29 protein-coding genes are annotated in these 24,840 nt (G+C 67.4%); all 29 read left to right on the top strand.

Annotated elements, in window-relative coordinates; translation table 11 throughout:
• The first annotated feature begins 53 nt into the window (after nt 1-53).
• The 29 genes from AC6LJ9_RS09855 to AC6LJ9_RS09715 all read left to right on the top strand — a co-directional run bounded on the left by AC6LJ9_RS09855 (nt 54) and on the right by AC6LJ9_RS09715 (nt 24,832).
• A complete protein-coding gene (locus AC6LJ9_RS09855; protein WP_023123931.1) occupies nt 54-812 on the top strand; it encodes a hypothetical protein in 759 nt (252 codons plus the stop codon).
• Between the two features lie 141 nt (nt 813-953).
• Nucleotides 954-1,172 (top strand): AlpA family transcriptional regulator, encoded by a 219-nt coding sequence (locus AC6LJ9_RS09850; protein ID WP_003141069.1) that lies wholly within the window; start codon nt 954-956, stop codon nt 1,170-1,172.
• Nucleotides 1,173-1,212: 40 nt separating this feature from the next.
• Entirely contained in the window at nt 1,213-2,079 is an 867-nt protein-coding gene (locus tag AC6LJ9_RS09845) for a ParA family protein (protein ID WP_498147417.1), read from the top strand.
• Nucleotides 2,063-2,299, top strand: coding sequence for a hypothetical protein (locus tag AC6LJ9_RS09840; RefSeq protein WP_033980481.1), 237 nt, complete (start codon nt 2,063-2,065; stop codon nt 2,297-2,299). Before AC6LJ9_RS09845 ends, AC6LJ9_RS09840 begins: the two co-directional genes overlap by 17 nt.
• Entirely contained in the window at nt 2,292-3,950 is a 1,659-nt protein-coding gene (locus AC6LJ9_RS09835; RefSeq protein ID WP_003141065.1) for a ParB family protein, read from the top strand. Before AC6LJ9_RS09840 ends, AC6LJ9_RS09835 begins: the two co-directional genes overlap by 8 nt.
• Before the next feature lie 17 nt (nt 3,951-3,967).
• Entirely contained in the window at nt 3,968-4,528 is a 561-nt protein-coding gene (locus AC6LJ9_RS09830; protein ID WP_003141063.1) for a DUF2857 domain-containing protein, read from the top strand.
• A 3-nt stretch (nt 4,529-4,531) separates the two neighbouring features.
• On the top strand, nt 4,532-5,716 hold the full coding sequence (locus AC6LJ9_RS09825) for an STY4528 family pathogenicity island replication protein (RefSeq protein ID WP_003141061.1): 1,185 nt from the start codon (nt 4,532-4,534) through the stop codon (nt 5,714-5,716).
• Between the two features lie 238 nt (nt 5,717-5,954).
• A complete protein-coding gene (locus AC6LJ9_RS09820) occupies nt 5,955-6,707 on the top strand; it encodes an OST-HTH/LOTUS domain-containing protein (RefSeq protein WP_033980480.1) in 753 nt (250 codons plus the stop codon).
• A gap of 188 nt (nt 6,708-6,895) precedes the next feature.
• The gene (locus AC6LJ9_RS09815) at nt 6,896-7,684 is read left to right on the top strand and encodes a PFL_4669 family integrating conjugative element protein (protein WP_033980479.1); all 789 of its coding nucleotides are present in this window, start codon (nt 6,896-6,898) and stop codon (nt 7,682-7,684) included.
• Nucleotides 7,681-8,229 carry a DUF3158 family protein gene (locus AC6LJ9_RS09810; protein WP_009521552.1) on the top strand — a complete coding sequence of 183 codons (549 nt, stop codon included), beginning with the start codon at nt 7,681-7,683 and terminating at the stop codon, nt 8,227-8,229. The genes AC6LJ9_RS09815 and AC6LJ9_RS09810 overlap by 4 nt, the downstream gene beginning before the upstream one ends.
• Complete coding sequence (locus tag AC6LJ9_RS09805; protein ID WP_003141056.1) at nt 8,226-8,609, top strand: single-stranded DNA-binding protein; 384 nt, start codon at nt 8,226-8,228, stop codon at nt 8,607-8,609. Before AC6LJ9_RS09810 ends, AC6LJ9_RS09805 begins: the two co-directional genes overlap by 4 nt.
• 294 nt (nt 8,610-8,903) lie before the next feature.
• A complete protein-coding gene (locus tag AC6LJ9_RS09800) occupies nt 8,904-10,919 on the top strand; it encodes a DNA topoisomerase III (protein ID WP_034031049.1) in 2,016 nt (671 codons plus the stop codon).
• 778 nt (nt 10,920-11,697) lie between these two features.
• Nucleotides 11,698-11,934, top strand: a complete 237-nt coding sequence (locus AC6LJ9_RS09795) for a hypothetical protein (RefSeq protein WP_013982118.1) — start codon at nt 11,698-11,700, stop codon at nt 11,932-11,934.
• Between the two features lie 25 nt (nt 11,935-11,959).
• Entirely contained in the window at nt 11,960-12,352 is a 393-nt protein-coding gene (locus AC6LJ9_RS09790; protein ID WP_003141051.1) for a hypothetical protein, read from the top strand.
• A 250-nt stretch (nt 12,353-12,602) separates the two neighbouring features.
• Nucleotides 12,603-13,319: a DUF5983 family protein gene (locus tag AC6LJ9_RS09785; protein WP_003141041.1), complete on the top strand. Its 717-nt coding sequence runs from the start codon at nt 12,603-12,605 to the stop codon at nt 13,317-13,319.
• A 290-nt stretch (nt 13,320-13,609) separates the two neighbouring features.
• On the top strand, nt 13,610-14,407 hold the full coding sequence (locus AC6LJ9_RS09780) for a hypothetical protein (protein ID WP_003141039.1): 798 nt from the start codon (nt 13,610-13,612) through the stop codon (nt 14,405-14,407).
• Nucleotides 14,408-14,472: 65 nt separating this feature from the next.
• Nucleotides 14,473-14,838, top strand: a complete 366-nt coding sequence (locus tag AC6LJ9_RS09775) for a DUF3085 domain-containing protein (protein ID WP_010792167.1) — start codon at nt 14,473-14,475, stop codon at nt 14,836-14,838.
• Nucleotides 14,839-15,182: 344 nt separating this feature from the next.
• Nucleotides 15,183-15,734 (top strand): STY4534 family ICE replication protein, encoded by a 552-nt coding sequence (locus AC6LJ9_RS09770; protein WP_010792166.1) that lies wholly within the window; start codon nt 15,183-15,185, stop codon nt 15,732-15,734.
• A gap of 55 nt (nt 15,735-15,789) precedes the next feature.
• On the top strand, nt 15,790-16,401 hold the full coding sequence (locus AC6LJ9_RS09765) for a DUF3275 family protein (protein ID WP_010792165.1): 612 nt from the start codon (nt 15,790-15,792) through the stop codon (nt 16,399-16,401).
• Between the two features lie 89 nt (nt 16,402-16,490).
• Nucleotides 16,491-16,856: a hypothetical protein gene (locus tag AC6LJ9_RS09760; protein ID WP_010792164.1), complete on the top strand. Its 366-nt coding sequence runs from the start codon at nt 16,491-16,493 to the stop codon at nt 16,854-16,856.
• 84 nt (nt 16,857-16,940) lie between these two features.
• Entirely contained in the window at nt 16,941-17,591 is a 651-nt protein-coding gene (locus AC6LJ9_RS09755) for a hypothetical protein (RefSeq protein ID WP_003141029.1), read from the top strand.
• A 65-nt stretch (nt 17,592-17,656) separates the two neighbouring features.
• A complete protein-coding gene (locus AC6LJ9_RS09750; RefSeq protein ID WP_128666851.1) occupies nt 17,657-18,766 on the top strand; it encodes a DUF6094 domain-containing protein in 1,110 nt (369 codons plus the stop codon).
• A 102-nt stretch (nt 18,767-18,868) separates the two neighbouring features.
• Nucleotides 18,869-19,174, top strand: a complete 306-nt coding sequence (locus tag AC6LJ9_RS09745; RefSeq protein ID WP_128666852.1) for a hypothetical protein — start codon at nt 18,869-18,871, stop codon at nt 19,172-19,174.
• A gap of 98 nt (nt 19,175-19,272) precedes the next feature.
• Nucleotides 19,273-21,546, top strand: coding sequence for a helicase-related protein (locus tag AC6LJ9_RS09740; RefSeq protein ID WP_128666853.1), 2,274 nt, complete (start codon nt 19,273-19,275; stop codon nt 21,544-21,546).
• 199 nt (nt 21,547-21,745) lie between these two features.
• Nucleotides 21,746-22,315, top strand: a complete 570-nt coding sequence (pilL2, locus tag AC6LJ9_RS09735) for a PFGI-1 class ICE element type IV pilus protein PilL2 (RefSeq protein ID WP_061959948.1) — start codon at nt 21,746-21,748, stop codon at nt 22,313-22,315.
• On the top strand, nt 22,312-22,959 hold the full coding sequence (locus tag AC6LJ9_RS09730; RefSeq protein ID WP_263960278.1) for a hypothetical protein: 648 nt from the start codon (nt 22,312-22,314) through the stop codon (nt 22,957-22,959). Before pilL2 ends, AC6LJ9_RS09730 begins: the two co-directional genes overlap by 4 nt.
• A 9-nt stretch (nt 22,960-22,968) precedes the next feature.
• Nucleotides 22,969-23,697 carry a TIGR03759 family integrating conjugative element protein gene (locus AC6LJ9_RS09725; RefSeq protein ID WP_128666855.1) on the top strand — a complete coding sequence of 243 codons (729 nt, stop codon included), beginning with the start codon at nt 22,969-22,971 and terminating at the stop codon, nt 23,695-23,697.
• Entirely contained in the window at nt 23,682-24,302 is a 621-nt protein-coding gene (locus tag AC6LJ9_RS09720; RefSeq protein ID WP_061959951.1) for a lysozyme family protein, read from the top strand. The genes AC6LJ9_RS09725 and AC6LJ9_RS09720 overlap by 16 nt, the downstream gene beginning before the upstream one ends.
• The gene (locus AC6LJ9_RS09715) at nt 24,299-24,832 is read left to right on the top strand and encodes an integrating conjugative element protein (RefSeq protein WP_128666856.1); all 534 of its coding nucleotides are present in this window, start codon (nt 24,299-24,301) and stop codon (nt 24,830-24,832) included. The genes AC6LJ9_RS09720 and AC6LJ9_RS09715 overlap by 4 nt, the downstream gene beginning before the upstream one ends.
• Nucleotides 24,833-24,840 lie beyond the last annotated feature (8 nt).

Raw genomic sequence — 24,840 nt, 5'->3', positions numbered from 1 at the left:
TGTGGGCCGCGCGCGCTTGCCATGTGTCGATCCGACGATGGGAAGAGCGCGATATGCCGAAATCGAGCAGCCACGCCTTTGGCGCAAAGACGTACTACCGACCGATCGAGGCGGCCGTCCGCTGGTGCGGTCTCCTGCGCTTCGAGCAGCGTATTCTGGAAGCGCTGGAGCAGCGTGCCATGCCGGAGCCCGGCGAATTCCCGCGCTGGCCGCTGCTGCGCCTGTATGCCGAGCGCATCTTCGACGCGCTGACGCATGGCGAATTGCTCGGTGGCAAGGCCGGCATCGTGCTGGACTCGCAGCGGCCGGCGCTCGACGACCCCGAGTTGACCGTGCGCCACGTGGACTTGAAAGCGTGGATGTCGCAGTTCTACCCCGGCGATCGGCCGGGGTTTTTGTTTGACGGCATCGAACGCGCGGTGCATCCGGCGGTGAGCGTGGACACGCTCAACATTCTGCTGGCCGATCGCGAAGCAGCGAAGTCGCAACTTGCCGAACTTGCCCTGGTGCATGAAACGCTGCGCACCGCGCACGAAGCACTGGCGAAGGAACATGCCACGCGCGCGGCCAACGACGAACAGGCGCGCGAGCCTGGCCTGCGCAGCGAGACGACTTACCTCAACATCATCGGCGGACTGCTGACGCTGCTGCTGGGCAATTCGCCGTCAGGCGCGGCCTATTCGTCGTTCCGCAGCATGGATGCCGTGGTCAGCGCGCTGATCGCACACCATGAGGGGCGGCCGGGTCTCAGCGAGCGGACGCTGTGGAGCAAGCTCGCGCAGGCGCGGCGCCACCTGGAGGCGTCGCGCTGACGACGCGGCCAGCATGATGCCGATGCGGCGCACTGCAATTGCAGTCGCTGCTTCTGCAATTGCAGTGATTTCGGCGACCGCGGTGTATTGAATACGAGGCACTTTCCGAACAGCGCCAGTGAGCGTCAAGGAGTGTCTCTCATGTCTTCGCAGACCACCGCGCCGGCAGTGCCGGCCGAGCACCGCATCCTGCGCCGCGCCGAGGTCGAAGCCAAGACCGGCTTCAAGCGCGCGCACATCTACAGCCTGATGAAGGAAGGCAAGTTCCCCAAGGCGCTGCGCCTGGGCGTGCGCGCGGTGGGCTGGGACTCGGTGGAGATCGAACAGTGGATCGCCGATCGCCTCAAAGAACGCGCCTGACGCTTCTTCTCGGTTCATGCCATTCGACGAGGAGAAGCTCATGCAGGTGGTGTCCATCATTTCGACCAAGGGCGGCGTGGGCAAGACCACGACGGCGGCCAACCTGGGCGGCTTCATCGCCGATGCCGGGCTGCGCGTGCTGCTGCTGGATCTGGACGTGCAGCCCACGCTGTCGAGCTACTTCACGCTGGACGTGCGCGCGCCCGGCGGCATCTACGAGATGCTGGCCTTCAACGAACGGCGCATCGAGCAACTGGTGTCGCGCACCGCGATCGCGGGCCTGGACCTGGTGCTCTCCAGCGACGACCGCGGCGAACTGAACACGCTGCTGCTGCACGCTCCGGATGGGCGCCTGCGACTGCGCCATTTGCTGCCCGTCTTCCGCACGCACTATGACCTGCTGTTGATCGACACCCAGGGCGCGCGCAGCGTGCTGCTGGAGATGGCTGTGCTGGCGTCCGACCTGGCGCTGTCACCGGTGACGCCGGAGATTCTGGCCGCGCGCGAACTGCGCCGCGGCACACTGCAACTGATCGAGGACATCGCGCCGTATCGCCACCTGGGCATCGAGCCGCCGCCGCTGCGCCTGCTCATCAACCGTGTGCATCCGGTGTCGTCGAACGCGCGGCTGGTCCAGCAGGCGCTGCGACAGGTGTTCCAGGAACAGGCCGGCGTGCAGGTGCTGGACACCGACGTGCCGGCCATCGAAGCCTATCCGCGCGCTGCGACACGAGGATTGCCGGTGCATCGGGTGGAGTACCGGCGGCCAGCTGGGCGCACGGCGCCCGCGGCGCTGGACACCATGCGCACGCTGGCCGGCGAGCTGTTCCCCGCGTGGCGGGAGTGCTTCGCGCTGGTCACCGGCCGGGCCGATGCGGGAGGGGCCGGCCATGGCGAGCGCGCATGAACTGGCGCGCGGCCGCGAACGGCTGCGCGCGCTGATCGAGTTCGCGCTGGGCGAAGGCTGGCGCGTGGTGCGCACGTCCGGCGGGCACCTGAAATTCACGAAGCAAGGCTGCGCGTCGATCTACACCAGCTCGACGGCGAGCGACCACCGTGCTGACCGCAATGCCCGCGCGCAACTTCGCCGCGCCGACCGGCAGGCGCAGGAGAACAGCCGTGGCTGAGCTGACGCCGCAGGACATGGCTGCCAAGCTGCTGGCCACCGGCTTCGAGCGCAGCGGCCCTTCGGCCGCGACCTTGAGCGACCCCATCGCCGACACGCCGATGGTGGTGACGCTGGACCAGTTGCGGCCCTACGACCACGACCCGCGCGTGACGCGCAACCCGGCCTATGCGGAGATCAAGGCGTCCATCCGCGAACGTGGGCTGGACGCGCCCCCCGCGATCACGCGCAGGCCGGGCGAGGCGCACTACATCATTCGCAACGGCGGCAACACGCGGCTGGCGATCCTGCGCGAGTTGTGGAGCGAGACCAAGGAGGAACGCTTCTTCCGGATTGCGTGCCTGTTCCGCCCGTGGCCGGCGCGCGGCGAGATCGTGGCGCTGACCGGGCATCTGGCCGAGAACGAGCTGCGCGGCGGCCTGACCTTCATCGAGCGGGCGTTGGGCATCGAGAAGGCGCGCGAGTTCTACGAGCAGGAAAGCGGCCAGGCGCTGTCGCAGAGCGAACTCGCGCGGCGGCTGACTGCCGACGGTTATCCGGTGCCGCAGTCACACATCAGCCGCATGAACGATGCGGTGCGCTATCTGCTGCCGGCGATCCCGACGCTGTTGTACGGCGGATTGGGCCGGCATCAGGTGGACCGGCTCGCGGTGCTGCGCAAGGCGTGCGAGCGCACCTGGGAGCGGCGTGCGCTGGGCCGCACCGTGGCCATGGACTTCGCCACCTTGTTTCAGGACGTGCTGACGCAGTTCGACACACAGCCGGACGATTTCTCGCCGCAGCGGGTGCAGGACGAGCTGGTGGGCCAGATGGCCGAGCTGCTGGAGGTGGACTACGACACGCTGGCGCTGGAGATCAACGACAGCGAAAGCCGCCAGCGTGCGCTGACCAGCGAACCAGCGGTGCCGACGCCACCGGCAGCGCCTGTCGTGCCTGCTGCTCCTCCCCCGCCGGTCTCCACGCCTCAGCAGCCACCCGCCTCGTCTGTGCCGCGCGACGCCACGCCGGTCGCGCCTCCGGCGCCAGCAGCAACACCGCCTGCACCGACCGGAGCGCCGGAGGAACAGTACGGGCAACGCGACGAGCGTCTGCAAGGGCACATCGTGACACCGGCACCGACCACCGAGCGCCTGCTGTCCATCCAACGGATGGTCGCGGACCAGCTCGGCGACAAGCTGCCCGACTTCGAGGCCGACGCGCTGCGTGCGATCCCCGTGCAGGCTGGCGGGCTCTATCCCATCTCGGACGTCTGGTATATCGAGCCGGGGCTGGACGCGCCGGATCGCCTGCGCGTGCACATCGCGCAGTTCGCGCGCGAGATCGGCGAGGAAGCGGCGGTCGCCGACCACATCGAGGCCAGCGTCGGCGGCATCGGCTTCGTCTGCGTGGCACCGGCCGTGGGCCAGGCGAAGGCGCTGCCGGCGTTCGCGCGGGCGGTGCTGACCCTGCTGCATGTGCTGAGTGCGGCTCCGCCCTCCGCGAACGGATTGGACCGCGCGCGGCTGGCCGACGAGCTGGCGGCGCTGCTGCATGGCCACGGCGGCTCGGCCACACGCCTGAGCGATGCTGCGCTGGTGAAGCTGTTCCGTCTGCTGCGCCTGGCGCGCCGGCTGCTGGATCTGGAAGCCGGCGTAGCGAGCCAGGATTCCTGAGCGCAGGAGGCTCCCGCATGTCGGCACCGCACCCACTCAACCAGGCCGTGATCGCCCAGGCCCTGCATGACCTGCGCAACGGCCAGTTGCGCCGCTGCAAGGCCATGGGCTTCGGCGAGGAGGAGCTGGATGCGCTGAAGCACCCCGAACTCGTGAGCATGCTGGTGAATGCCACGGTGTCGTGGTGTTCGGTGTCGGTGAACCGGGAAGTGTTGAAGCGGCTGCTGAGCCAGGTGCACGACGTGGAGCGGGAGATCGCCACGGTGGACCGCATGCTGCGCCTGGGGGCGAGCACGGAGATGGTCAGCAAGTTCTACGGCCTCACGCATCAGGAAGTGGCGCTGCGCCGCGACATCCTCGGGCTGCCCAAGCGCAAGGGCCGGCATCCGGTGCTCGACGAGGCGCAGGACGTGGCCTTGTGGGAGCGCTGGAAGGCCGGCGTCTCCGAGCGCCATATCGCCCTGACCGACGACATGGCGATGCTGGCGCTGACCATGGATCTGGCCGAGGCGCTGAGCCTGCCGATGTCGGTGGTGTGGGCGGCGATACGCAACTGGATCGACCAGGGGCTGGTGTAGGCCATGACCACGGGTGGCGCACCACGGCGCGAAGGCCCGGTTGCGCTGTCGGCGTTGTTCGACGAGGCGCTGCGGCACCTTGAGCCGAAGGAACCGGCGCAGGGCACGGCGCCGAGCCAGGACGGCTTTCTCTACAGCGGCAACCGCCATGAGAGCGTGCCGCGCCGACTGTTCCTCGACCGGCGCCTGACCCCGCTGGAACGCAACGCCTGGCAGGTGTTCCGCCTGCAGCTCAACGACGACGGCGTGACCGCCTTTCCCACCTACGACCAGCTCCGCCCATATCTGGCGTCCATGCCCTGTGCGGCGCAAGCCTCGCACGAGACCGTGGCGCGCGCCTTGACGCTGCTGCGGCTGACGCGCTGGCTCAGCCTGGTGCGGCGGCGGCGCGATCCCAAGACCGGCCGCATCCAGGGGAACCTCTACGTGCTGCACGACGAACCGCTGTCGCCCTTCGAGGCGATGCAGCTCGACCCCGACTATCTGGGCCTGGTGAGCCAAGCGCTCACGCACGCGGCGAAGGCGGTGCAGGTCGTGGGCATGAACACGCTGCGGGAGATCGCCGAAGACCCGCTGCTCAGCGGGCGCACGCTGCCGACCCGCCTGCAGGTGCTCGCGCAGCGCATGGCACGGCATGGCTGGACGACGCCAGGTTATCCACAGGAGGGTGCGGACCACGAATCCGAAGAAGGCCAGGAAGCCCTGCTTCGGAATGGCGCGCGCCCGTCTTCGGAATCCGAAGCAGGGCCGAAACCCGCGCCGGACGGCTCTCTTCGGATTCCGAAGGAGGACCGTACAGTACGTAATGATCGTATAAATGAAGTACGTACAGTACCGCGCGCGAGGGCCTTGCAGAACCTGCGGCTGCCCGAGCGTTTCCTGCGCTTGAAGGACGAGCAGCAGGCCGGCGCGCTGGTGGCGCTGCAGCAGGTGGACGAGGCGCAGAGGCAGGCCGTTCTCGACGAGTGGGCGGCACGCTGCCACAACAGCGCGGTACGCAACCCGGCCGGCTACCTGTTTGGCATCATCCAGAAGGCGATCCGCGGGGAGTTCAAGGCCTGGGCCGGAGAAAGTGCATCGGCGGCGCCAGCGTCCCCGCCGTCGTCACCACCGGCATCCCGTGCGGCTGACCCCGAGGTGGCACGTGCCTACCTGGCACAGCTCCGAGAAGCCTTGCGTGATCGCTGATGTTGACTATCCCCAGGGGATAGCTGGAACAGACACCTTTCCGCCGCGCTCAATTGTCGTCCGCCGAACGACAGGCGAAACTGTCGCCTGTGAATCAGACGAGGACAGCCACGCACGAGCCCGGCCGATGATGGACATGACGACTTCCCCCGTCACAAACGTACTGCAACCACTGCAGCGAGACGTTCAGCGCTTGCTGGGCAGATGCCTGTTGCGCCTTCAACAATACGAGCGCCTCATGAAAGCCATCGTGGCGCACCACGAGATTTCAGGCCCGGCGCATTCGCTGGAGGCCATTCGCACAGCGCGGATCGAAGATGCCGCGACCAAGACCCTGGGCACGTTGGTCGGACAACTGTTTGGTTCGTATGTGGTCACCGATGGAAATGGTGGCAAGGAACGCGACAACGATCTTCCCGGCGACGTGATTTCCTTTCGCACGCGCGTGCAACTGAGCCTGTCTGCGCAGGACTACGCCAAGACCCAGGCCGACCTCAAAGACCTGGTATCGCTGCGCAACACCCTGGTGCACCACTTCATCGACCAGCACGATCTATGGACCGTGGACGGGTGTCGCGCTGCACAGGACGAACTCGGTTCCGCCTACACGCGCATCGATCAACACTTTGAGCAGCTGCGCGGCTGGGCCGAGCACATGGATCAGGCGCGGCGCCTGGCAGCGGAGTTCGTCCAGTCGGATGTGTTCCACGACCTGGTGGTCAATGGCATCGCGCCGGACGGCACGGTGGACTGGCCGGCCGCCGGCATCGTTCGCGCGCTGCGCGAGGCCGCCGCGCAGTTGGCCGTCGAGGGCTGGACACCCATTGCCGCCGCTGGCCGCTGGATCGCGGACCAGCATCCCGAGCAGCTTCCAGCCAAGTACGGCTGCAGCAGTTGGCGGCAGGTGGTGCACGAGTGCCGCCTGTTCGAGCTTCGCTACCGTGAGGTGGAGGGGCAACGGGCCGCCTGGTACAGACCTCGCGAGGCATAGCCCCGCAACGCGGTCTCACCTCCGCGCGAGCCGCGAACAACTCCGCCGAGCTATCCCCAGGGGATAGCCGGCACACACAGCCTTCCGTGCGGAACAAACCGGGCGCGCATGGGCTGCGGTTTGTTGACTGACAGCCTTCCGGCCGATGCCGATGCTGGCGACTCGCCCCTTCACCGCGAGTCGCTCCAATGGCCAACGAACGCACAGAACCCCTGCAACTGAATCTCGGATCGCTGCGCAGCGCGATGTCGCTGACGCTGCACACGCACCACGCTTCGCGCATCTGGCACGGCCGCGCGCCGACCGAGGGGCGCCCCGGCATCATCGGTCTCAACGGCTTCATCGGCGCCATGAACAAGATGAAGCGCGGCGCCGAGCAGGACGACCCGTACTCGGATTGGTGGATGTTGCGGATCGAGGACAAGCTCGCCGACACCAAGACCCGCCTGCAGACCCTGCGCGAACAGGTCGACCAGGCCCTGGCCGACGTGCCACCGGCGCTGTCGCTGGGCGAGAACATGAATGTGCAGCCGGTGAAGCTGCCGCTGTTCGTGAATGCACAGCTCGGCTTCATGGCGGTGTACCTGCTGGCCGACTACGACGACCTGGCGCGCAAACTCATCCTGGCGCACCACACGGCGCTGATCGACCGCAGCACCTTGGAGCGCTGGCTCAATGATGGCGCGCACGCGCTGCGCAGCCTGTTCTCGCTCGCCCAGCAGTACCGCTACTCGGGCACGACGCGCGACGACTTCGCGGCGAAGAACGCCGCGGCGCGAGCGGCGCTGGAGAAGTTCGGCGAGCTGCCGCAAGACGTGCTGGAAGGCACGCGCCGCTCGCGCTTCGCGCCACCGATCGCGCGGCGGACGACCAAGCCCGGCACGCCGCCTGCTGCGCCCGCCATCGAGCCCGATGCGCCGGCTCACACGGATGGCGCAGCCAATCCAGCGACGGGTAATGAGGGTGCTGACGCATGACGGCATCGCCCCCCATCAGTCACTCCACGCGCTTCGTGACGCTGGAACAGGCGGACTTCCAGCGGCTGGAACACGCAGGCTACCTAAAAGGCCTTTTACAGCCTTTTAAGGGTAAGGGGAGTCTGGAGACCTGGGCCAGCCAGTGCGCAGCGCTGCGCGACGACGTGATTGGCCTGGCGCAGCGGCGTGTGCTGCCCCAGGCACGCGCCTACCCCTTCAGCCTGCTCGACGTGCAACTGGCCCAGCAGGCCACTGGCGCAGGGACGACCTTCCTGCGCTGGCGCAACCTCGACCGTTCCTCCATGGGCGTGGCGTTGTGGGAGGCCCTGCTGGCCAACCCCGCGACGCCGGCCTCGCTGATCGACGAGCTGTACGCGATCGAACTGCAGCGCATCGTGCTGAACATGCAGATCAGCCTGACCCACAGCATCGCTCGCCAAGCCCTGGAATGCGCCAGCAAGGCCGCCCAGGCCGAAGCGGCTTACCTGCGGCGTGTCCACGGGCATACCGCGGCCGTTCCACCCACCACCAAGGAGTCACCATGAGCACGCACTTCGTCGGCGAGGGCAACATCGGTTCTGCGCCGGACTACCGCGAGTTTCCGAACGGCAACGACGAGCCGCGCCGGCTGCTTCGCCTGAACGTCTACTTCGACAACCCGATCCCGAAGAAGGACGGCGAGTACGAAGATCGCGGCGGCTTCTGGGCGCCCGTGGAGCTGTGGCACCGCGACGCCGAGCACTGGAAGACGCTGTACCAGAAAGGTATGCGGGTGCTGGTCGAGGGCCGCACCGTGCGCGACGAATGGGAGGACGCCGACGAGAACGAGCGCGTGACGTTCAAGGTCGAGGCGCGGCGCGTGGGCATCCTGCCGTACCGCATCGAGTCGGTGGCGCTCAGCACCAAGCCGGCCGGCGGACAGTAATTCGCCCATCGCCGTTCCCCCGAGGGCGGCTGTAGCAACCGACATACGCCCGCGATGCACCAGCGAGCTATCCCCAGGGGATAGCTCCAAGGTCGTCCACGGAGTTCCAGCCGCCCTCCCGAAACGACGCTCTTGCTGTGCCAGCTCCTGCGGTCTATGCACACCGCTGCGGCAACGGGCCGCCTGCCGATCACAAAGCGGTGTCTGCATCAATCGGCTTCCTTGCTGCCGGCATCTCCTGGCCCCGCCAAGCTGACGCCCATCCGATGAACCGCACATTTCCAAGGAGGCTTCATGCGCGTGTTCCTGTGCGAGAAGCCGTCCCAGGGCAAGGACATCGCCCGTGTGCTGGGTGCCGTTCAACGCGGCAACGGCTGCTACAGCGGCGCGGGTGTCGTCGTGACCTGGTGCATCGGTCATCTGGTGGAGGCGGTTCCGCCCGAAGGCTACGGCGAGCAATACAAGCGCTGGGCCATCGAGCAACTGCCCATTCTTCCCGAGCGTTGGCGTGTCGAGCCCAAGGCGGCGACCGCAGCGCAATTCAAGGTCGTGCAGCAGCTCGTCGCCAAGGCGGGCGAGCTGGTGATAGCGACCGACGCCGACCGCGAGGGCGAGATGATCGCCCGCGAGATCATCGACCTGTGCGGCTACCGCGGGCCGATTCAGCGCCTGTGGCTGTCGGCGCTCAACGATGCGTCGATCCGCAAAGCGCTGGGTGCGCTCAAGCCGTCCGCCGAGACGCTGCCGCTGTATTTCTCCGCACTCGCCCGATCGCGCGCCGACTGGCTGATCGGGATGAACTTGAGCCGCTTGTTCACACTGCTGGGGCGTCAGGCCGGCTATACGGGCGTGCTGTCGGTGGGGCGCGTGCAGACGCCGACGCTGAAGTTGGTCGTGGATCGTGATCGCGAGATCGCGCGATTCGTCTCCATGCCGTATTGGGCCGTGGATGTGCTGCTATCCCATGCCGGCCAATCCTTCACCGCGAGCTGGATACCGCCCGAAGGCAGCACGGATGCAGCGGGTCGCTGCCTTCAGCAGCCGGTGGCGCAGCAGGCTGCGGATCGCATTCGCGCGGCACGCGATGCGCAGGTCGTGTCGGTGGACACCGAGCGCGTGCGCGAGGCACCGCCGCTGCCGTTCGACCTGGGCACGCTGCAGGAGGTGTGCTCCAAGCAGTTGGGCCTCGACGTGCAGGAGACGCTGGACATTGCCCAGGCGCTGTACGAGACGCACAAGGCGACAACGTACCCGCGCTCCGATTCGGGCTACCTGCCCGAGAGCATGCTGGCCGAGGTGCCGACCGTACTCGACAGCCTGGTCAAGACCGACCCCAGCCTGCGGCCGCTGATCGAGCGCCTGGATCGCCAACAGCGTTCGCGTGCGTGGAACGACGGCAAGGTGTCGGCTCACCACGGCATCATCCCGACGCTGGAGCCCGCCAACCTGTCGGCCATGAACGAGAAGGAGCTGGCCGTCTACCGGCTGATCCGCGCCCATTACTTCGCGCAGTTCCTCCCGCACCATGAGTTCGACCGGACGGTGGCGCAGTTCTCGTGCGGCAGTCAGTCGCTGGCGGGCGTGGGCAAGCAGATCGCCGTCATCGGCTGGCGTGAGGTGCTGGCGACGCCAGGGCCGGACGATGCCGATGGCGAGGATGCGCAGCGCAGCCAGGTGCTGCCCGCCCTGCATGCGGGCCTGTCCTGCCCGGTCGGAAAGGTGGATCTCAAGGCGCTGAAGACGCTGCCGCCCAAACCCTACACGCAGGGCGAGCTGATCAAGGCCATGAAGACCGTCGCCAAGTTCGTGACCGACCCGCGCCTGAAACAGAAGCTGCGAGATACCACCGGCATCGGCACCGAGGCGACACGCGCCAACATCATCAACGGTCTGATCGGTCGCGGCTACCTGGTCAAGAAAGGCCGTGCCGTCCGCGCTTCCGACGCGGCATTCACGCTTATCGACGCGGTGCCCTCGGCCATCGCCGACCCCGGCACCACGGCAGTGTGGGAGCAGGCGCTCGACATGATCGAGGCCGGCCAGATGGCGCTGGACACCTTCATCGAGAAGCAGTCCGTGTGGCTCGGCCAGCTCGTGCAGCAGTATCGCGGCGCAACGCTCTCGCTCAAGCTGCCGCCGGCGCCGGCCTGCCCGCAGTGCGGCGCACCGATGCAGCAGCGCACGGGCAAGAGCGGCGCGTTCTGGTCCTGCTCGCGCTACCCGGACTGCAAGGGCACGTTGCCGATCGAGTCCCCGACGGGCCGGCGCAGCGCACCGCGCAAGCGGCGCGCTGCCTCCAAGGCGTCCTGATCCTCGCTTCCCCCTGCCGCGCCGGCCACTTCACTGGCGGCGAGGCAAACGTCCCGCACCGCGCGGGACTCCAAAGCGCGCGTCTCCTTCTGCAACGGTGTGCGCGCCCCGTCTGCCCGCCATCGGGCGACAGGGCGAGAAGGTCATTGCTCCACGAATCGCGCCCGCCGCCATTCCCTTGATCGGTGTGCCTTGCCTCGGTCATGAGGGGCTTCCTGACGCCTTGCCGCCGCGCGAGCCGTGAGGAGGCCCCTTGGGCCGAGGGTATTCCGTGCCGGTGCCCGCCGGCGGAACAACGGGCTCCCTTTGTGTGTGGATGCACGCCAGAGGTTTCCGGCCCCAGCCACGAAACGGGCCGGGTGCGATTGCTGACGCAGCGAACGGCTTTGACGACGGCCCGCGCTGACGCAGCCCACAGGTGGTTCTCCTTCCTCTCCAGCCGAAGGCCCGCGTGGCCTTCGGCGCCCTGGTCCTTGCCTTGTCCCGTGACGCGGGCCTGCCCTAAAGCGGGCCGTCCGCGATTCGGTTTTCCCTGCGACGACAGCCATGCTTCGCGCCCATCCTCACGCCATGCGTTGCTGACAGTCGTCAGCGGCATGCCCTGGCAGTCTCGGTCTTCAAGACTGCAACGCGGTTCGCCGCGTTGACCGATCCAGTCCGCTTCGCATCGCCCACCGCGGACGCTCGCCGGCCTGGCGACGATGCACTTTTCTCAACCACCCGAGGGGAACCCATCCCCTGCGGGATGCGTGCTCCCCGACCCACCAAGGAGCACGGCATGTCTGAACCTTCCGCATCTTCCTCTGCAACCGCAGTGCGCAGCGGTGCGCTGGCGCTGGCCTGGACCGGCAAGCGTTTGCCGCTACAGGTGCTGCGCAGCGCGGCCGGCCACTACATCGGCACGCAAGACGACGAAGGCCCGGTATCGCGGGAGTCCGTCGAGTATTTCCCGAACCACCTCGCAGCACAGCGCGCCCTGGATACCCATGCCTGGACACAGCGCGCTCACCCCTGATTCCCACCCTTCAAGGAGTTCTCTCATGAATCTGTCTTTACCCGAAGACGTGCTCGATCAGATGGCGCTGGAACAGGCGCACTTCGACGCTGCACCGCAGGCCTTCTTCGAGGCCTGGAAGCGCGGCGCGCAGATCGCCGGCCACGAGTGGTTCGGCGACGGCACACGCGAAGGTCTGCAGCGTGCCACCACCAAGTGGGACCTGCGGCCCAACATGCTGATGCTCAACGACGCCCTGGGTGTGCTGAGCAGCGGTCAACGCATGTTCCTGTCCGCGATGGTGAGCTTCTACAACTCCCGCGAGGGCGGCGCGATGCTCAAGCGTTGCGGCTTCGAGGGGCTGTCCGACTTCGGCGGCCTCGATCTGGAACGGCGCCAGGTCATCGCCGACCTCACGCTGCACTACAACGGCTGGTGAGCCGCGCCTGGCAACCCACCGTTCTTTCATCCCACCCCACGAGGGACATGCGTCCCCGTTCGGGGCCATGTCCCTCCTTCCTTTCGCAGGAGCGGCCATGTCCCGAATCACCATCTTCCACTGACCTGCACCGCCCGGCGCCAGGGCGGCCCGACGCCGCGGCCGGCTGACCGGTTGCCACTTCATCCACTCGCTGGGGTTCAATCCCCGGCAGGGGATTGCCTCGGCCATCCTCTGCTGGAGGAATCCCATGTCTCATTCCAAAAACCCCTTCGTCCGCGGCTACGATGGCCTGTCCGTGCAGCGGCTGCTGGCGATTTCCTACGACGACGACTGCCCGCTGAGCTATCTGCCGCTGCACGTCTCGCAGTCGCATCTGCCGGACAACCAGGTCGAGCGCCATGCCTGCGTCTTCTGCGACGACTTCGCGCTGATCACCGAGGGCCAGAACGTGCCGCCCGAGCTGGACGCGCAGTGCCCCAGCCACGGTATCGCCCGAAACCTCGTCTACGCAGTCATGGCCGAAGAAGCCGGCCAGCCGCTGCACGTCGGCGATACCTACTCCGAGGAAGCCGCGCGCGAGGTGGTACGCCGCCTGCGCTTCGAGACCGGGTTCTACAGCCGTGCCTGGGAAATCAGTTCGGCGCACATCACCGAGGAGGCCGGTCGCTTCCTCGCCGAACTGGCGGACATCGCCACGCCGAGCGGTTTTCTGTTCGTGGCCTTCCGCATTCCCTACAGCCCGGCGGTCGGCGTGAAGCTGATCGCCACGCCCTGGACGGATGCGAACCTGCAGCATGTCGAGGGCATCACCGCCGAAGAGCTGCGGCAGGAGCATCGGGCCAAGGGCGTGCCGGAGTCCCTCGTGGAAGTGTTGCACCTGGCTGCGCTCGCCGACGTTCGCATGTTGGTGTTCGATGCCGACGCGCCAGTGCTGGACGGGCTGACGCTCTACGACGACGAGTAACCCGCAACCCATTCGAGCCCCCACGTCGGGGCTCTTCTTTTTCGCGGAACGCGGTGCCGGCGCATTGCCGATTCCCAACGGATGGTCGCCGCCATGTGCCGCACGCTGGCCGCATGTTCGCTGGCGTTGCCGGCAGCATGCCCAGGCAGTCGAGACCTTCAAGACTGCGGCGCGGTTCGCCGTGCTGGTTGCTTCGTTCTCCGGGCGCACCCGCGTCCATCCACCTCACCCTCAAGGGACAGACCTCCCTTGCGGGCGGGAGTCCCTTGGTTGCCACAAGGAGTCTCCCCATGGATACCCAAGCCATCCGCGCACAGATGCCGACGCTCGTTGTCGGTCATGTGCCTTCCAACGTCCGTTCGTTCAAATTCAACATCTTCGACGGCCAGCCCAAGGTTTCGACGCTGGGCTTTCACATCGACCCGAAGCCTTTCGAGGGCAAGGTCATCGCCACCACCGACGAGGCCATCGTCGTCAAGACGGGACGAGCCGAGTTCGCGGTGCTCGATCGCACGCTCGTGACCGAAGTGCCCGACGAGGGCGCCAAGGTGCAGGTCGAACCCTATGTCAGACGCCGCTTCGACGGTCAGCGGGCGGACACGCCCGAGGAGCAGACCGAGTTCACCGCCGACGGCCAGCCCTACACGGTGAAGCGGTTCGTGCTCGGGTCCGCACCGGCGAAGCTGCCGATCCCCGAGCCGCGCTGCCCCGAGCTGCAGGAACTGGTCGACCAACTGGAGCAGTTGCCCGCTCCCGACGGTTTCCGGCGCGTCACCCACATGCTGGTGGATGCCGGCGCGCGGGACATCACCTGGGTCGATCCGCTGCCCGCCGACATCATCCGCACGCCGCCGGCCATCGGCTTCACCGTCGCCACGACGAAGTTCCAGGGTCGCGTCACCGTGCTGTATGAGCGTGGCCTCGACCTCTACGCGGTGGAGCTGCACCGCGACGGCGAGCTGGTCGAACGGGTCGATGAGGTGTTCTTCGACACCCTCGGCGAGACGCTGGAACGGCTGATCGACGACGGGAGTTGGCGGCGCATCCGCGTGCAGTGCCTGTCGTGTCGTAAGGCTATCCGGCACTGATCTCACAGCAGCTTCCCGCCCTCGCGGCGGGAAGCCTCTTTTCCTGCCCCCTGGAGATCACACCCATGACTGTTCGATTCAAAGGCACGGAGCTGCGGCCCGTGCTCGCCGAAGCGGTGGCGAATCAATGCCGCGTCATCCTGGTCAAGGATCAGGGCGTGTACTTCCTGGCCGAGTGCGGCGAGCGCCGACCCGATGGTCGCCAGAAGACCATCGCCTATGCCGCTGGCTGCAACCCGGATGTCGATGCCTTCGATGACTGGTGGGAGCTGGCGCGCGCCGAGTTCGGTGGCGACGACTTCGGCGAGTTCTTCGATCCGCAGGAGGGCGTGTTTGCGCGCATCCTGCGCAGCGAGGACGACCTCGACGTGTCCGCCTCCGCGACACACCTATCGCTGCAGGCGGTTCCTCCCACGCCCAGCGGTAACTGACCGCCCATCCCTGGCCCCCGCTCCGGGGGCCTCTTTCTTCCCGGCAATGCGGACAGCCGCGAGTGCCGATTGCCGCTCGCCTGCGCGCCGTCCTGGCGCCACGCTTCCGGCCATGTTCCGCTGACGTCCGTCAGCGACATGCCCAGGCAGCCACGATCTTCAAGGCTGCGACGCGGTTCCGACCGCGTTGATCACTCCAGTTCGCACCGGCATCCATGCGCGAACGGCCATCGGTTCTCGATGGCGATGCCTCCAAGCTGTTCCATCAACCCACGCGGGGGTTCCACACCTTCCCCGCCTTGGGTCGGGTGTGTCTCCGCCTCATTGTTCCCAGGAGATTCACCATGACCACTTCCACCGAAAAGTCCTACTTCGATCTGCACATCACCGGCCTCGGGTATCTCAATCGCATCCGCGAAGTGAAGCCCAAGAAGGGCGATGCGTTCCTGGCCTGCGACATCGCGGCTCTGAACGGTCCCAGCGACGACGTCTCGTATGTGCGTTTCGACACGCGCGTATCGGGTTCGGAAGCGCAGCACCTGGTGCGCCGCTGCATTCAGGCGGTCGACGCCGAGAAGAAGGTGATGATCGGCTTCCGCTTGGGCGACCTGTGGACCGACACCTTCACCTACTCCAAGGGGAAGCGTGCCGGCGAGCAGGGTGTGAGCCTCAAGGCCCGTCTGCTGTTCGTCAGTTGGATCAAGGTCGACGGCAAGCTCGTCTACAAGGCCGAACCCAAGCCGACCGAGACCGACGAGCGCGACCCGGAAGTCCCCGTGACGTCCGACGCGCCCGCCGCGCAGCAAGCCTCGGCACCGGAGCCTTCCAGGCCCGTCGCCGATGCTGCCGACGACGCTGCCGATGCCCCCGCATTGGCCGTTGCCGAGTCGTTCTGATCCGCAAGGCCCCATCCCCGGGGCCTTGTCTTCTCTTCGTCCGCAGGAGACCTTCATGATCACCATTCCCGGCCAACTGGCCATCAAGACCATCCACGGCAGGAACGGCGACTTCAACGTCGGCCGCCTGGCGACCTCGATCGGCGAGTTCGTCGTGAAGAACGCCGAACTCGATCAGTACCGCGAGGGCAAGTACGACGGTGATTTCGTCATCGTCGAGATTCGCCCCTCCACGTACAACGCCAACGGCCGCATGGTCATCGAGATCCGCGCCCATCTGGGCGGGATGACCCTGTCCAACATCGACGCCCTGAGCCGCGACGAAGCCCGCCGGCTGAGTCCGCAGGAAGTCGATCCAATCGACGAGGAAGCGCAGGCGCCCGCGCCGGCAACGCCCCCGGCCAAGCCGAAGGCGAAGCCGCGCAGTCCGCGCGATCCCCTGGTCGATACCACGCCGTTCGGCAGCGAACCGGCTCCCGTGTCCGCTGCGGCCTCGGCCGAGGCAGACGACGCGGCGCTGTTCGGTGCCTTGTGGCCCCTGGGCGAGACCGTAAAGCTCGATGCGACCGTGGATCGTCGTGTGCTGCGTCAGCAGCGCGACCGTCTCGACAAGCTGGGCTACGAGTTCGCTCCGCTGTCCCAGGACTGGCACCTCCAAGCTGCCTGATCCATCCGCCGCCTTGCGCGGCATTCCGCCACCCGCCGGGGTTCTCCCCCGACGGGGAGGGCTCCGGCCTTTTCTTCAAGGAGACCCTCATGGGCTGGACCTTCGTTCGTCAGACGCGCGATCAGTTGATCCGCGAGCTGCTCGCTCCGCAGGCGTCCGAACGCGCTTGCTGCGAAGTCATCGACCACACGCTGGACGGCGACGTTCTGTGGACCGTGGTTCGCGTCACCGCCAGGCAGGCGGGCGTCATGGGCCTCGCGGCCGGTGAGTCCGTCTGCTACATCGGCTGCAATCTGCTGGAAAGCTCGGGCGGCGATTGGGGCTACAAGTCCCTCGATGAGTCCGTGCATCCGTACTACTACTCGTGCCCGCTGCGCTATCTCGACATGGCGCCGGTGCAAAGCTCCGAGTGGCGCGAGCGGGTTCACCGCTTTCACGCGGGACGCGCTGTCTAGCGGCACGCATCTTCCTTCACCCAACCGGGGCGAGCACGGCCCCGCGGGCTGTGGTTGCTCCTTCTTTTCCAAGAGGACATCACCATGCCTGCACCTTCTTCCGCGAAACCGCTGTACCGCATCGACGAATGCCCCGACCTCATGGCCGACGGTTGCGTCGGTGACGAGCAGGGCAATCTCGTCTTTCTCTCGATCTGGGCGCGCGACACCGCCGTTCAGGAGTTCCTCGCCCGCCTGACCCTCGGCCGGGATGAACAGGGACTGGATCAGTTCCACGTCATCACCGAGCAGGGCGCATCCATCCCGGTCTTCGTCGGCAACGTCGAGAACCTGGAAAAGCGCATCACCCGTGCCTATCGGCGAACGCTGTTCGGTTCGCTGACGAATGTGTGGCTGTTCGATCGTCGCTGCGTGAAGCCAGACAAGGCCAACGCCAGCGCGCTGGCGCTTCTGCCCAGGGATTCCGCTCACCGGCTCGACCGGCTGTGGACGCTGGTGCAGGACACCTGCCCGCTGCCACTGCTCGACCACTGGCGCGACACCGTGCTGGAGCTGTTGCAGACACGACGGATGCTGACCGGTCTTCCCTTGGCCCTCGGGCCGCTGGAAGGCCATCGGCTGGCCCTCGATGTCCCGGCGCTGACGAAGGCGCTGGGCGAGCTGATCCGCAACGGCACCCTCGGCGCCACGCAGTACGAACTGGCCGCGAACGCACCGCTTCGGCGTGTGGCGTGAGCCATTCCCACGGGCATGCGCGCCGCGCGTGCCCGCCTTCCCTCATCCATCATCAGGAGAAATCCATGGCACTCATGTTTCCGCGCCTGGCGCGCAATTTCATCCGTAACGGCTACTTCCCCACCGACGAGCCGACGCTGGAGCGGGCCTTGTCCGCACTGGCGCCGTCTCCCGGCTCCATGTCCATCCTCGATCCCTGCGCCGGCGAAGGCGTGGCGATTGCCGAAGCCGCCCACGCCCTCGGGCGCGAGCAGGTCCAGGCCTTCGCCGTCGAGTACGACGCCGAGCGTGCCCGCCACGCACGGCAACTGGTCGATCGCTGCATCCACGGTGACCTGATGGACTCGCTGATCTCGCGTCAGTCCTTCGGGCTGCTGTGGCTGAACCCGCCGTATGGCGACCTGAGCAAGGACGTGAACGGCAACATCGGCTATCAAGGCCAGGGCCGTGCGCGGCTGGAAAAGCTGTTCTATCAGCGCGCGCTGCCGCTGCTGCAGTACGGTGGCGTGCTGATCTTCATCGTGCCGTCCTACGTGCTCGACGCCGAGCTGGTCGGATGGCTGACGCGCCACTTCGCCGACCTGCGCATCTACCGTGCGGTGGAAACGCAGTTCAAGCAGGTGGTGATCTTCGGTCGCAGGATTCGTCAACGCGACCAGGCGTCGGAGTCGGTCAAAGCCGTGCGCGGTCTGCTGTTGCAGATCGGACAGGGTGACGCCGAAGCCGAGGAACTGCCGCTCGAATGGCCGTTCCTGCCGTACACCGTCCCTGCCAGCCCGGCCGAGCCGGAGCACTTCTATCGCGTAACGATGGAGCCCGAGCAGTTCGCCGATGAAGTCGGCCGGCTGCAAGGACTCTGGCCGGCGCTCGATACGCACCTGGGTGGCGCGCAGCAGTCGCTGCGTCCACCCGCGCGGGCCTTGTCGCACTGGCATCTCGCCCTGGCCTTGGCCGCAGGCGCGATCTCCGGCGTGGTGACGTCCAAGAGCGGGCGCGTGCTGGTAGTCAAAGGTGACACCCACAAGGAGAAGACGCTCCAGACGGAATACACCGAACGCGACGACGGCTCCGTGGCCGAGACGCGCATCCTCACCGACAAGTTCGTGCCGGTCATTCGTGCATGGGACTTGACGCTGGGCTCGCCCACGTGGGGCGAAGTGCTGACCATCCGCTGATCGCTGTTCCCTGACGGTTCGCCGTCGCTTTCATCCGCCCACCGGGGTCACGTTGCCCCCGATGGGTTGCCGTGGCCCCTTCTTCCAGAAGGAGAAACCACCATGGCACTCGCAATCCTCAACCTCGCGTCACAAGCACGCTTTTCGCCCGGGCAGGTGGTCATGACCGCCGGCGTCGACGAGCTGGTCCGACAGGGCCGGCTCAATCCCAGCGCGTACCTGCGCCGCCATCTTCATGGCGACTGGGGCGACCTGAGCGACGACGATCGGCGATTGAACGACGCCGCGCTGCAATCCGGCGAGGATCGTCTGTTCTCGTCCTACCAGGTCACGCGCGACCTGAAGCTCTGGATCATCACCGAATGGGATCGCAGCATCACCACGCTGCTGTTGCCCAGCGAATACTGATCCGCATCCAGCGGCCTCGTGCCGCTTCTTTCTTCCCACCCAGGGGCATGTCACCGCCCCGTGGGGGAGGTGCATGCCCCATTTTTTGGAGCATCACCATGTCCATCGTTCTCGAAACCGTTCCCGAAACCGCTGTGCAGGGCGACCTGCTCGAAGCGGCCGCTTCACCTCTCACGCTCAGCCTGCAGGACTTCGTATCGGAGTTCGGCGACGAGCTGCTCGATTCGCTGAACCGCGCCAATCCTCCGGTCTACACCGGCCAGGTGCGGGTGCATCGGCAACTGATCCTCGCCGCGCTCAAGCGCAAGCTGTTCCCGGCGCAAGCCGATGTGGTCCATGCCGTCACCGAGCTACTGGTCGACCGCGGCGAACGTGCCGCGATCGTCAACGGCGAGATGGGCTGCGGCAAGACGACCGTCGGCATCGCCACGGCCGCCGTGCTCAACGCCGAAGGCTACCGCCGCACCCTGGTTCTGTCTCCGCCGCACCTGGTCTACAAGTGGCGACGCGAAATCCAGGAGACGGTGGCCGGTGCCAAGGTCTGGGTGCTCAACGGCCCGGACACGCTGGTCAAGCTGCTGAAACTGCGCGAGCAGTTGGGCGTGCCGGCCCAGGGCCAGGAGTTCTTCGTCCTGGGCCGCGTGCGGATGCGGATGGGGTTCCACTGGAAGCCTGTCTTCGTTCGGCGGCGCATGCCTCACGGCGACGTGGGGGCCTGCCCGGATTGCGGGCATGTCATCACCGACCTCGACGGCGAGCCGATCAACCCGGTCGAGCTGGAAGCCGAGGAGTCCCGCCGCAAGTGCAGCCACTGCCGTGCACCGCTGTGGTCGTTGATCCGTCCCAGAGGCCTGTCCGCCAGCGACCAGTCCTCGACCGTGCTTAAGGCACTGAAGCGTATTCCAACCATCGGGGAAGTCACCGCGCAGAAGCTGATGCAAAAGTTCGGTGACGCCTTCCTCGCGTCGATGCTCGGGGACAACATCCACGAGTTCATCAACCTGATGGATGGCAACGGCGAGCTGGTCTTCTCGGACCGGCAAGCCCATCGGATGGAACGTGCGATGGCCAACATGGAGTTCGGCTTCGGCGAGGGCGGCTACCAGCCGTCCGAGTTCATCAAGAGGCAGCTTCCCCAAGGCACGTTCGACCTGCTCATCGCCGACGAGGCACACGAGTACAAGAACGGCGGCTCCGCACAGGGCCAGGCCATGGGGGTGTTGGCGGCCAAGGCGCGCAAGACGCTGCTGCTCACCGGCACACTGATGGGCGGCTACGGCGACGACCTGTTCCACCTGCTGTTCCGAGCCCTGCCGGGGCGGATGATCGAAGACGGCTACCGGCCGACGAAGAGCGGCAGCATGACGTCGGCCGCGATGGCGTTCATGCGCGATCACGGTGTCTTGAAGGACATCTATTCCGAGAGCACTGGCACGGCGCACAAGACGGCCAAGGGCACCAAGGTATCGGTGCGCACGGTCAAGGCGCCGGGCTTCGGTCCGAAGGGCGTGCTGCGTTGCGTCCTGCCGTTCACGGTCTTCCTCAAGTTGAAGGACATCGGTGGCAACGTGCTGCCGCCCTACGACGAGGAGTTCCGCGAAGTCGCGATGGACACGGCGCAGGCCGCGGCCTACCGCGATCTGGCGGGTCGGCTGACCCAGGAGCTGAAGCAGGCCCTGGCGAAGCGCGACACGACGCTGCTCGGTGTAGTCCTCAATGTGCTGCTGGCCTGGCCGGACTGCTGCTTCCGGTCGGAAACGGTGGTGCATCCGCGCACACGCAACACCTTGGCGTTCGTGCCGGCTCAGTTCAACGAGCTGGAGGTGATGCCCAAGGAACGCGAGCTGATCGAGATCTGCAAGCAGGAGAAGGCGGAAGGTCGCAAGACCCTGGTCTATTCGGTCTACACCGGCACGCGCGACACCACGTCGCGCCTGAAGGTGCTGCTGGAGCAGGAGGGCTTCAAGGTGGCGGTACTGCGCGCGAGCGTGGATGCCTCCCGCCGGGAAGACTGGATCGCCGAGCAGTTGGACCGTGGCATCGACGTGCTCATCACCAATCCCGAGCTGGTGAAAACCGGCCTGGACCTGCTGGAGTTCCCGACCATCGTGTTCCTCCAGTCGGGCTACAACGTGTATTCGCTGCAGCAGGCCGCCCGGCGCTCATGGCGCATCGGCCAGAAGCAGCCGGTGCGCGTGATCTACCTCGGCTACGCCAACTCCTCGCAGATGACCTGCCTGGGGTTGATGGCCCGGAAGATCATGGTGTCGCAGAGCACGTCGGGCGACGTGCCCGAGTCCGGACTCGATGTCCTGAACCAGGACGGCGACTCAGTGGAGGTGGCACTGGCACGGCAGCTTGTCACGGTCTGATCCATGTGCTCATGCCGGCGGCCCCTCGGGGTCGCCGGCTTCTTTCCACGGCCCTTCGGGGCCGTTTTTCTTGGGCGTATGAGACAGTCCATGGCGCCGCCCGCCATGTATTCGGGCGGGCGTCAGTGCGTTTTGTTTGCTGCCCGCAGGCCAAGCGGCGGCGATGGTGAGCGCTCCGTGTTCCAGGGAAGCGCCCTCCATGCAACCATCCATCCGCGCTGTTCACCGCCTAGCCCTCGCCGCTGGCTTGCTGGCCGGCAGTCTGTTGGCCGCCGGCTGCGCCACGACCGCCGCACCGTCTGCGCCAGCGGTGCCGGCCGCATCGCCAACCGCCGTCGTGCCGGAGCCGGGTTTCGTTCCGGTGGCCCGCTACGGCCGCTACACCCTGGTCGAGCTGGTGCCGGAACCTGCGCAGCGTGATCTCTTGCAGCAGGCGGTGGAGGTCTCTATTCCGCCCATGCTCGATGCCAGCGTGGGCGATGCCATGCGCCATGTGTTGCTGCGCTCCGGCTATCGGCTCTGCGATGCGGCCGAGGCCGCCACGCTCTACGCGCTGCCGCTGCCCGCCGCACACCTGCGCCTGGGTCCGCTGATGCTGCGCGATGCCTTGCTGACCCTTGCCGGCCCCGCCTGGGAGCTGTCGGTCGATGACTTGACCCGCCAGGTCTGCTTCAGCCGGCACGGTGCTTCCACCTTCCTTTCCGCCAACCCGCCCGGCATCGCCACGCCCGTGCCGGACGCCGACCGGCCCGAGGAGATGCAGCCATGACCTTTTCCCAAGCGCCATCCGAGCGCAATTCCCGCACGCGCTGGCTCAAGATCTCCGCGGCCTTCTGGCTGCTGCTCATCAGTGCCGTGGCACTCATCAACAGCGTCGGCCTGTCGCGGCTCGCCGAGCAGACCCAGGGCAGCGCACAGGATTCGCAGGTCAATGCGCTGGGCCTGCGCGTGGCCGATCTCGAACAACAGGCCGATGCGGACAAGCGCCGGCCGGCGCCGATCAGCCAGGCCGAATTCACCACCGCGCGGCAGGCGCTGGACGAAAGGATGACGCGCCTCGAAGAGGCCGATGAGGCGAGGGCCCTGGCCATCGACCTACAGACGCTGCAGGCGCGCGTGAACGGAATCGAGACCCGCCTGGAGAAGACCCGGCAGGTGGCATCCGCCGCTCGCCCGCGTGCTCCGGTTGCGACGAAGCCCAAGGTGCCGGAGCCGCCGTTCCGGGTGCTCGGCGTGGAGCTGCGTGGAGGCGAGCGCTTTCTGTCGATCACCTCCACCGCCGCGGCCTCGCTCGCGGGCGCCCGGCTGCTGCGCCAGGGCGATGCCGAGGGCGGCTGGCAACTGCAGTCCATCGAGGCGCAGGCGGGCGTGTTCCAGGTGAACGGCCAGACGCAGCGCATCGCGGTGCCGTAGGAGGTCGCCATGAACCTGCGGTCGTTGCTCGCTGCCGTCGTCCTTTTCGCCGCTTTCGCCGCCTTCGGCGCATCCGCCCAGCCGGCCCCGGTGACGAACTCGCGCATGGTGCCCGCCCAGGTGCAGCCGGGCACTGATGCCGCGCTCGACGAGAGGCAGGCGCGGGAATGGGGGCTTCGCTCCGAGGAGTGGGCGCGTTACCGGCAACTGATGCAGGGGCCGCTCGGGGCCTATTCGCCCCAGCTCGATCCGCTCACGGCGCTGGGCATCGAGGCCCGCAGCGAGGAGGAGCGCAGGCGCTACGCGGAGTTGCAGGTGCAGGCCGAGGCCCGGCGCGTCGGCAAGACGCTGGCCTACCAGCGGGCCTACGACGCGGCGTGGCAGCGCCTGTTTCCCGGCCAGCCGCGCGTGAGCCTGCCCGGCGCCAAGGCGCAGGGTGCCGGCAACACCGGCTCCGGGCGCCTGGCGGTCTTCGTCAAGGCCGACTGCGCACCGTGCGCGCAGCGCGTGCAGCAGTTGCAGGCGGCCGGTACGGCCTTCGATCTCTACATGGTCGGCAGCCGTCAGGACGACGCGCGCATCCGGCAGTGGGCCACCCAGGCGGGCATCGACCCGGCCAGGGTGCGCGCCCGCACCATCACGCTCAACCACGATGCGGGGCGCTGGCTGTCGCTCGGCCTGCCCGGCGAGCTGCCGGCCGTGGTGCGCGAGGTGAACGGTCAATGGCAGCGGCAGTAGGTAGGCCGGGCCGGGAGCGTCGGCCGTCCCGCGTCGCCATCCGCTGCGCCAGCGCCGCGCTGCTGCTCGCCACCGGCGGTTGGGCGTTGGCCGCCCTGGCGCGGGAAGTGCCGCCGCCGGCCTATCAACTGGCGGCGCATCGCGCAGACGTGCCGGCGGCGGTGCTATACGCGGTGGCCTTGCAGGAGAGCGGCGCCATGCTGCGCGGGCGCCTGATCCCCTGGCCGTGGACGCTCAACGTCGCCGGCAAACCGCACCGCTACGCCACCCGCGCCGAGGCCTGCGCGGGGCTGCGCCGGGCACTCGCCCGCACGCCGGCCAATCGCATCGACGCCGGCCTCGGCCAGGTCAATCTCGGCTACCACACGCATCGCTACACGCAGCCCTGCGAGCTGCTGGACCCGTACCGCAACCTCGCCATCGCTGCGGAAATCCTGCGCGAGCAGCACACGCCGGGCGAGGACTGGCTGCTTGCCATCGGCCGCTACCACCGGCCCGCCGGCGGGGCACCCGCGGCGCGCTACCGGCGCAGTGTGCATCGGCACCTGACCCGCGTGCTCGACCCCGGCGTTCCCGTTCCCACCCTCCAGGCCACCACGCCATGAACCACATCGTCCTCATCGCCGCCATCGGGCTGCTGTCCACGACCACCGTCTTCGCCCAGACCGCCTCCGCGCCGTTGATCGTCGTCGAAGACCGCGGCGGCGACTCCGCGCTGCCGTACTACCAGTCGCTGAATCCGCAGCCGGATCAGGCCACACCGCCGGCCCCGATGCCGGTCCCTCACGCGGGCAACGCGGCCGACGCCGAAGCCGCCATGCTGCCGGTGCGCTCGACGCAGCTGTCGCCGGGCGACGTGCAGCGCCGCGTCATCCGGGCGCCGGGCCTGACGGCGCTGTTCCTGATCGGCGACGACGAGCGTTCGCGCGCCTGGCTGCGGCAGCGGCAGGCGGCGCTGCGCGAGCTGCAGGCCGTGGGCCTGGTGGTCAACGTGGACTCGATGGCCGCGCTGACGGCGCTGCGCAGACTCGCTCCTGGCCTGACCCTCTCGCCGGCCTCCGGCGACGACCTGGCCCAGCGCCTGGGCCTGCGCCACTACCCGGTGCTCATCACGTCCACCGGCGTCGAGCAGTAGGTGCGCAA

Source organism: Achromobacter sp. 1011811831, from assembly GCF_059760905.1.
Note: the sequence above shows the minus strand (reverse complement) of the source record. Positions and strands in the feature narration are given on the sequence as shown.